Genomic DNA, 8441 nt, shown 5'->3' on the forward strand with positions numbered 1-8441 from the left:
CTATCGAACTTTATACAATATCCAATTTTCAATTAACGAGCGTGTTTTAAAGACTTTTACTTATCTATACATGGAGTATAACACCCTTTCAGACAATTAAGATAAGTAAAAGCTACCTCTTGTCTGACCTCAACTTTCATCCCATGTCTAAAGACGACGGGCTACACCCTGCATGGGCTTTCTCATTCGGAGCTAGGTCAAATCAATTTCATTTAAATTTATCACTTACACTTATAGTGTCCTCTACAAAACGCACTTCATTCAAAGGTCTCATGTTATTTAACTATGCATTAACTTTGAAGAAGTATCCGTATTTATTTCAATGATATATTTCCTGAAGAGGTTTCCAACTGCACTTCATAATCTCCAGTCCCAGACGTTCCTTTTGTTTCTTTTTTGCTTTGTTGTTTATCATTTAATACAATGCCAACTGAACGTCTTCCGCTGTTAGATTTGAGAAGGAACGTGGCATTAGGTTCATCCTCATTCAATGCAATGTCCACTTTTCCACTTGTTGTAGTAACGTGAACCTCACTATGAAAGTCAAGGAAGTCAAGTTTTACGCTACCACTGCTACCATTAACTTGGAGATCATGCGTTTGCAGATTCTTTCCAACGACGTTACCAGAAGAGCCATTAACAATGATTTCCCCTTTGAATTCAGTAGGAACTCGAACTTCCAAATGAGGCATCCGCCCGATTTTAAACAGACGGCTTATATCATTTTTTAATCGAATCGTTAATTTTCGTTTCCCTTTTTCCATTACAATTCCCGGACCATTGTCATATAAAAATAAGTTGGCCTCCAATTCTTCTATATCCGCTGATACTACATCTAAATTGACACTTCCATTTTCTATATAAATGCTATCTATATCTTTAAGGGAAGCCATTTGAATGTCTTCGCTTTCCTCCCCTCCCACACAGGCACTTAAAAACATTATAGTAAGAATAAACGACATAACTATACAGTATTTCTTCATATTCACCACTCCTCTCTTTGGATACCATTATAGAAGCTGACCCCTCGTCAGTTTCAAGGTTTCTATAAATTAATTAATAAAGGTAAAAAACCTTGAAGCTTACGTTACGTCATTTTGTATACTGTTAAGTAACTACTTTTTGCAATATCTAAATAAATTAGAAAAATAAGGAGGATTAGATGAAACAGGGAGATATAATTATTTATGGATGTGTCATTATAGGTGCTGGTATTGGACTGGCTATGGATCATGCATTTCCTGGTGTACTGATTGGCTTGGGAGCAGGGTACTTACTTAAATCTCTTTCTAGTAAAGAAGAATAAAAGTGGAATGAATAAAACAGTTGTTAACAATAAGGTATAAACGTACAGGAAGGTAGGTTTATCAGTTGATACACATTAACAAAGTGGCAGAGCTGACAGGTGTTACAGTAAGAACACTGCGTCACTACGATAAAATCGGATTATTAAAACCAACATCCAAAACAGAAGGTGGTCATCGTTTATATACGAATAATGAAATAAAAAAACTACAGCAGATTCAATTTTTAAAAAAGATTGGATTTCGCTTAAATGAGATTCAAAACATGCTCGCTTCTAGTGATTGGGATTGGTCGGATAGTCTAAAGAGTCAATTATCTTTTGTCATAAACGAACAGGAAAACTTAAAGAAAATAGAGCAGTCTTTACGGGAATTGATACATGGAATAGCTATAGAAGGTGAAGAAAACTGGGTTGCGATTCAGAAGATCATGCAATTATCCAGTAAAGATAAAGAAATACAGCAGAATTATCGAGAATCTATATTTAAAGAAAGAGAAATAAAGCTATGGAAAAAGGTTCCCAATATGACAAGTGACAGTTCTGATTCACTGGAATGGATTGCTCTGATAGGTCAGTTAAAGCGTTATATTAAGGACGGTCCTAAATCAACCAAAGTTCAAAATATCATTAGAAGAATGGATGAAAAGCGTTTAGAGGAATTTGATGGTGAGGATGAATTTTTAGATAAGCTGTGGGAAATAAGGATGTCGCAAAAGCAGTCAGAGAAACTGGGATTATATCCGATTGATCAGGATGTACTTGAGTTGTTGAACGAGGCATATGTAGTTTTTATAGCTGAAAAGAATAATCCTCAACCGGAATAAGGGGGAAAGAACAGTGAGTACAGAACTACTTCTCCTGATAGGAGGTTTGGCTTTACTGGATACGTTAAGCCCTGCCACATTAGGGGTAACGGTATATTTACTTTTAACAGATAAAGAGAAACTTAATAAACGTTTATTGATTTATTTATTGACGGTTGCAGGATTTTATTTTGCTGTTGGAGTTTCACTCATGTTAGGATTAGGTTTTTTGCTTGAGATTATTTCTGGCGTATTTCAAAATCGAATTGTAAGCTGGATAGTCTTTATTATTGGAGCAATTTTGTTCATCGCAAGTTTTTATGTTCCAACAAAGGAAAATTCAGACCTGCCTTCTCCAAAATCAAAAAGCATTCTTTCAATTGTAGCTCTTGGATTCACTACTTCATTAATTGAAGTAGGTACGGCATTCCCTTATTTTGCAGCAATTGGAATAATGACTACTTCTAATCTATCATGGATGGAATGGTCTTCTATTTTAGCTGGATACAATTTTATCATGGTGATGCCTTCTCTCTTGCTGTTTCTCTTCTATCTCCTGTTTGGTTGGAGGATGCAAAAACCTCTTAAAAAACTTCGGGTAAAAATAGCAAATAATACAGGGTCAGCCCTTTCTTGGATAATGTGTATTGTTGGAATCATCCTAATTTTCAATAGCCTGGATTACTTGTAGGGCGTTAAATAAAATCCCCTTAAAAATAAATAAAAAGAATCCGTTTTGAAAAAAAGATTGATCAAAACGGAGGGCACTGAAAAACTTACGTTTTCATAAAAGCGAACCTTATTTCTGTCTCTATTCCTTATTCATTTTCGTTTAGTAGCTTTAATATCCGTTTCAAATTGACAGCGAATATCGTTGTAGCACCTTGAATTCCCATGCCAAATAGACCCGCTGTCGATGCCGTATCGTACCCGTGTCCGTTTTTTAATTCACTATTCTTCGCTTCTACTTTGTAGCGATTTGCGGCTAATTACTTAAATGCTTCCGTATTTTGAAATGCCTCTTGTTCGGCATGTGTATCCGACTTAATTGTGACAGAATACGTTTTACTTTTTGCGCCTTCTTTATAACAGCCCTCTCTCATTGGACATACTTTGCATTTTTCAATATCAAAATAATATGTCTGACTTTGACTCTTACTCGTTCCTTTTTTACCCGTACGTGCTTTTCTTGTCGCGAGATGGCCAGCCTTACAAACAAACATTCCAGCATCTTTATTAAACTCAAACTTGTCTTCTTCTTTTCGTGGTCCTTGTGTAAGAATAGGATTCAACTTTACCACAAGGGCGATTTTCTCTTCTTTAGTATATTCGATATTTGCCTTTTCAGAGTAAGCTGCGTCTCCAATAACTGTATTAATTTTCATACCTGCTTGTGTGCTTTTTTCAATTAATTCTTGAAGATATTTCCCATCACTTTTTTCACCTGTTGTAATGACAGCCGCTGTAATAATACGTTCATCACTCATCGCGATATGTGTCTTGTACCCAAAGAAAGAAGATTCCACCGTCTTATGCCCTTTTCGCGCATCCGCATCAGAAGAGTAATTTAGATGTTCTTGAAAATTTCTACGACTTCTTTTAAGACATTCAGCTTTTCTTTGACAGCCGGTATTTGTGCAATTTGTGGTTCCTTTTCAATGACTGAAATGACTCCCTTACAGTAAGCTAATTGATTCTTCACAAGGAAAGCGTGACTAAAATAATAGTTTGATACATTGCGTTGTTTGGAGAAGCATCGCCCGCAGAAAGCGAGCGGAATGCTTCGGAAAACAACAGTAGAGTCACAGTGCCAAATGATAAAAGCGAGGTATTCAACGATTTAATCGTTGAATACCTCGCAATGTGAGAAGATATGGACTTTTTCAGTGCCCTCATCAAAACGGATTCTTTCTTTGTGAAGTATTGTTCAATTTTTATAAAAAAGTTTAATCATTTTATACTGTTGCTCTTCAACGGAAAAAAATTTCAGTTAAATGAGGTTTATAGAGGTTTATTCAGCTATAAGGTAATCGAGCGATTGTATTTGCTGAAAATGATGAAATACCAATCAACGAAATTAAAACAGTGCATTGCATTGGCACTTACTTATCATACTCGAAAGCATCTACCAATGCTCGGGATACAATGAATAGCTAATATTCGGGAAATGAGCAGTAAAAATCTTGCCAACAAAAAAATCCTTGGTTGGCAAAACGAATCCTCCCCTTAAGCAACTTCTTTACTATGTCTTACAAAATTGCACTTATAGTTCATTACTATTTAAAACTTTTCAATCGAAATATCTGAATTAATAGTCATTGCTACCTGTATACCTGTTGCTTCTGAAAGTACGATTTCCGTTGGCGCAGGCTGAGCAGCATCACCAGCTGAATAAACATTTTTTTCCGAAGTTCTTCCAAAATGGTCAACAACAATTAATCCGTGCTCATCAAGATCACAAGTCAATCCTTGACCAATTATATTTGTTGTGAAATTGGACGGTGTAATAAAGCCCGCTTCTCTTTCTACCTCTATTCCATTTTGAAAGACTACGCTCCTCAAAATCCCATTATCTCCTTTTACTTCTTTAATTTTTTCAGTAATTACGTTTATTCCCTTTTCTTCTAACTCTCTTCTTTCATTTTCTTTTATTTCATTACCGTTTGTTGCCACGATTAAATCATTTGATAGATTGTGAATTATTTTGGCCGTTAGCGCAACGTCCCTTGTTTCATTTATATAAATCAACTTTTTATCCTTTAACTCCCAACCATAACTATATGGAGATCTAAAAATACTTTTATTGTAATATTGCTCGAAGTCGGGAATATCTGTCTGTATTTTAGCACCATCTGTCAGAAGGATTTTTTCAGCAAGAAAGCTCTCTCCATCTTCAGCATAAATTTTAAAAAGCTTATTGTCTGATTGTTTAATGACCCTAACATCTTGACTAACGATGGAATGAATATTAGGATATTGATTTAATTTTTCTTTTGCTACTTGCATGAATTCGATAGCAGCATTTCCATTTCTGGAAATACTCTCTTGAAGCTCGAATGCAAAGTGGTCATTATTTGTATCAAACAATGCTACTAAACGATTCGCTCTACCTAGCAATAATGCTGCATTTAATCCTGCAGGTCCTCCACCAATAATTGCACACTCAAGAATCTCCATGTTTTCCCTCCTATTTTAAATCAAACTCCAATAATTTGCTTTAGATTTTCTAAAGGAATATATCCAACAATTGGTTCATGTAATTTATTGTGAATAATCAAACGAGAATGAGGGATCCCTAGTACCTGGTATTCCGCTGCAAGTTCTGGGCTTTTATCAACATTTACCCTTAAAATTTCCACCTTATCACCGCGTTCTTCATTGAGTTGGTTAAGAACCATTCCGAACATTTTACAAGGGCTACACCACTCCGCCCAAAAATTTATTAACACAATCTTTTCAGTTTTTAAGTGTTCTCCTAATTCTTGCTTTGTTGTTACATGAGTAATTGACATAACTTTTTCCTCCTCCGCGGAAATCAAAATCTTAAAGATATAATCTAAAACTTCTATCCCCCTTTCAATGAACATTAAAGGCATTTAATATCTGTAATTAATCTAAAATTTTTTAAATTGTACTTTCGAAAACAACTGCCATCGCGGTTTTATATCCTTCAGCAGCAGCAACTATTAACGAAGACTGACCTAGTTTAGCTGTCTCCCCCGCTGCATAAACATTTTCCTGTAATGTACGCCCCGCTTCATCCACAACAATGCTACCATTTTCATTTAGTTGACAACCGAGCTGCTCTGCAAATCGGTTTGGACGCACAAAATTAGGTACAATAAATCCTCCAACTCTTTCGATTTCAAGTCCTGAATTAAACACTACTTTGTTTAAATAACCATCCACACCCTTTAAATGTTGAATAGGTTCAGTAATAACAGTTATATCTTTTCTTTGTAGTTCATTCAATGTCGAATTAGAAAGTTCATGACCATTTGTGGCTATTACTAAATCTTTTGACCAGTTATAGATAAGTTTTCCTTTAAACAGGGTTTGTTCTTCATCTTCTGAAATTATAATTAGAGGCTTATCTCTTAATTCCCACCCATCACAAGTTGGGCAGCTGAATAAACTTTTTCCATAGTAATTTCTCATATCCGGAATCAGCGGGAATTCTTCTTGAACACCCGTTGCCAAAATAATTCTCTCAGCAACATACTCTTGATCTTCTAACGTCTCAATTTTAAACAAACCCTTTGATTGTTTTGTTATATTCATAACCGTGTTTTGATAAAAATGAACTGATGGGTATTTTTTTACATCATTCAAAGCTATTTCTTTAAACTCTGCAGGTTTAATTCCATCACGTGTAAGAAATCCATGTGATTCCTGAGTCACGCGATTCCGATTTGTTCCATTATCAAATAGAACGACTTTTTTTCGAGACCTTCCTAAAATCAAACTTGCATTTAGCCCAGCGCCACCTGCACCAATAATTGCACAATCAAATAATTCCATCATGAAACTCTCCTTCATAAGTTGTTTAGAGTACATATTGTTTCGTTAAAAATTTTCATTTCGGTATATCACAACATGCATTCTAGCTCAAATTAAAGTTTAAAACAGAATGATTTTAAGCTATAATCACTTGAAAATTTATAGAAGTACAAAACCAAGAGCTTAGAGTGTAAAATTTCTAAGTTCATTAAGTTTATTTACAGACTTAAGAGACTCTTTATATCTCTGATTGTGCGAAAAAATAATGGTGGACTAAATCCACAACTATTTTTTCACCAGATCCGATATTTTTCTGTTTCTTAACTCATTCTCTAGTGTTTCCTCTGCAGATAGCATTACTTCTTTTATTACACACTTAGGATCGTTATATAAACAACAATCAAACAAAGACGATTTGCCTTCAATTGCATGTATTATATCTAAAAATGAAATATCTTCCCAATTCTGACTAAGTGTATAACCACCATTGGCACCAGATGCAGAATTAATCATTCCCTCTTTTACTAACTTAGTTAAGATTTTAGACAAATACGTTGGAGAAACATGTTGCATTTCAGCTAATTGTTGGACACCTACTGGTTTATCCGGTGTTTCCTTTGCGAGAAAAAGCATTGTGTGTAGTGCATAATTAGTAGCTTTAGAATATTTCATTACTGTTATTCACTCCAATAAAAGACTTTACATATCCATAATAGCATTGAATTTAAGTTATTTCAATATTTGTGTCTTCATGTTGGAAAAAGGATGTACTATTTCAGCCCTTTTGATATTAATTATCTAACTGGGTGTTTTATGTTTAAACAAGTAAGAAAAGTAAGTTAAATCCGCTGCATTCAGTCCATGAAGGATACCAACATAGTGTTCTCCCCCGAAAGCGCACTTTTTGCTAGGCTTTTACTTTTAAATCGATAGCAAGTAAACATAAAGTTTCAAACTTGACCAATTACCATTCCCTACCTCGATTGGTTTTCCAGTCATACGGCAAAATCTCTTTCAATAAAACAAACCTGTCATTTTCAACCTCTACAACAGCTTCTAAATTTTCTTTTGAAAGCTGACTGATCAACTCACGGCAGCGTCCACATGGTGGAACAGCATTTCCTTCCGAGTCAACTGCTACAAAAGCTTTTATTTGATATTCGCCATTTTTCAACATATCTGCGACCGCCGCATGCTCTGCACAAAAACCCATGGAACAAGCTGTATCTATACTAATCCCTGTATAGATATTACTATCTACGGTTTCAATCGCTGCACCAACACTTCCGTACTGAACAAAATCATTTAATTCTGTAGGTGAAGTAACCGCAGCTGCAATCTTTTTTAATTCTTTATAATTCATAAGTATAGGCTCCTTTTCTAGAAACATGAAATTACCAGACGAAACTATTTTTCTTGTAAATGTGTATGGAATGAAAATTTCTCGTATAAACCTTGGACCATTGATTTTTACCCGAAACGTATAAACTTAGCCAATCAATATTTGGCCCTACTTGAGAAAAATGCTGTGCCCGCTGCATTAGCTACTTTCCTACATCTTTACTTCGATGGTCTGGATGAACAACAACATTGGCAATATAGCATACATCGTTCTCTGATTTATAGTCAAATAAGTATAGCTTTAAGTACATTCCATTTCCCAAAACTTTTGGAGCTCCTCTACGGAAATTACCTTGTTAGGCAAAAATCCAATCGCTATTCTCGTTCATAATCACATTCCCCCTCGTATATTAGTAGTAAGAGCTCTTTCCGATAGAATTTCCAGTTGATCCGGACAACTGGGGAATCTGTTGGATTTCCTATAGGAGATA

Annotated in this window: 10 protein-coding genes and 1 pseudogene; 3 read left to right on the forward strand and 8 right to left on the reverse strand. The window is 35.2% G+C overall.

Translation table 11 applies throughout. The features are described from left to right. Positions 1 to 314 precede the first annotated feature (314 nt). Positions 315 to 983, reverse strand: a complete 669-nt coding sequence (locus ACIQ7T_RS26325; RefSeq protein WP_370083506.1) for a DUF4097 family beta strand repeat-containing protein — start codon at positions 981 to 983, stop codon at positions 315 to 317. A gap of 179 nt (positions 984 to 1162) precedes the next feature. On the opposite strand from ACIQ7T_RS26325, the gene ACIQ7T_RS26330 reads away from it, so the two are divergent. The 3 genes from ACIQ7T_RS26330 (at position 1163) to ACIQ7T_RS26340 (ending at position 2800) form a co-directional block, all read left to right on the forward strand. Beyond that, the gene (locus tag ACIQ7T_RS26330) at positions 1163 to 1306 is read left to right on the forward strand and encodes a hypothetical protein (RefSeq protein ID WP_370083504.1); all 144 of its coding nucleotides are present in this window, start codon (positions 1163 to 1165) and stop codon (positions 1304 to 1306) included. A 65-nt stretch (positions 1307 to 1371) separates the two neighbouring features. Continuing rightward, entirely contained in the window at positions 1372 to 2130 is a 759-nt protein-coding gene (locus tag ACIQ7T_RS26335) for a MerR family transcriptional regulator (protein WP_370083502.1), read from the forward strand. A gap of 13 nt (positions 2131 to 2143) precedes the next feature. Beyond that, a complete protein-coding gene (locus ACIQ7T_RS26340; RefSeq protein ID WP_370083500.1) occupies positions 2144 to 2800 on the forward strand; it encodes a GAP family protein in 657 nt (218 codons plus the stop codon). A 127-nt stretch (positions 2801 to 2927) separates the two neighbouring features. Here the strand turns inward: ACIQ7T_RS26340 and ACIQ7T_RS26345 are convergent. The 7 genes and pseudogenes from ACIQ7T_RS26345 to ACIQ7T_RS26375 all read right to left on the reverse strand — a co-directional run. Then, positions 2928 to 3799, reverse strand: a pseudogene (locus tag ACIQ7T_RS26345) (transposase); the annotation flags it as partial. Positions 3800 to 4389: 590 nt separating this feature from the next. Continuing rightward, complete coding sequence (locus tag ACIQ7T_RS26350) at positions 4390 to 5286, reverse strand: NAD(P)/FAD-dependent oxidoreductase (protein ID WP_402874845.1); 897 nt, start codon at positions 5284 to 5286, stop codon at positions 4390 to 4392. A 20-nt stretch (positions 5287 to 5306) separates the two neighbouring features. Next, positions 5307 to 5621, reverse strand: a complete 315-nt coding sequence (locus ACIQ7T_RS26355) for a thioredoxin family protein (RefSeq protein WP_402874848.1) — start codon at positions 5619 to 5621, stop codon at positions 5307 to 5309. A gap of 112 nt (positions 5622 to 5733) precedes the next feature. Next, entirely contained in the window at positions 5734 to 6630 is an 897-nt protein-coding gene (locus tag ACIQ7T_RS26360) for an NAD(P)/FAD-dependent oxidoreductase (RefSeq protein ID WP_402874851.1), read from the reverse strand. Between the two features lie 264 nt (positions 6631 to 6894). Continuing rightward, positions 6895 to 7281: an Rrf2 family transcriptional regulator gene (locus ACIQ7T_RS26365; protein ID WP_402874854.1), complete on the reverse strand. Its 387-nt coding sequence runs from the start codon at positions 7279 to 7281 to the stop codon at positions 6895 to 6897. 292 nt (positions 7282 to 7573) lie between these two features. Further along, entirely contained in the window at positions 7574 to 7972 is a 399-nt protein-coding gene (locus tag ACIQ7T_RS26370; RefSeq protein ID WP_370083490.1) for a cytidine deaminase family protein, read from the reverse strand. Positions 7973 to 8153: 181 nt separating this feature from the next. Further along, positions 8154 to 8273, reverse strand: coding sequence for a GNAT family N-acetyltransferase (locus tag ACIQ7T_RS26375; protein ID WP_370083488.1), 120 nt, complete (start codon positions 8271 to 8273; stop codon positions 8154 to 8156). Between the last annotated feature and the right edge of the window lie 168 nt (positions 8274 to 8441).

The sequence above is a fragment of the Lysinibacillus sp. NPDC096212 genome (assembly GCF_044763105.1).
Classification (GTDB): domain Bacteria; phylum Bacillota; class Bacilli; order Bacillales_A; family Planococcaceae; genus Lysinibacillus.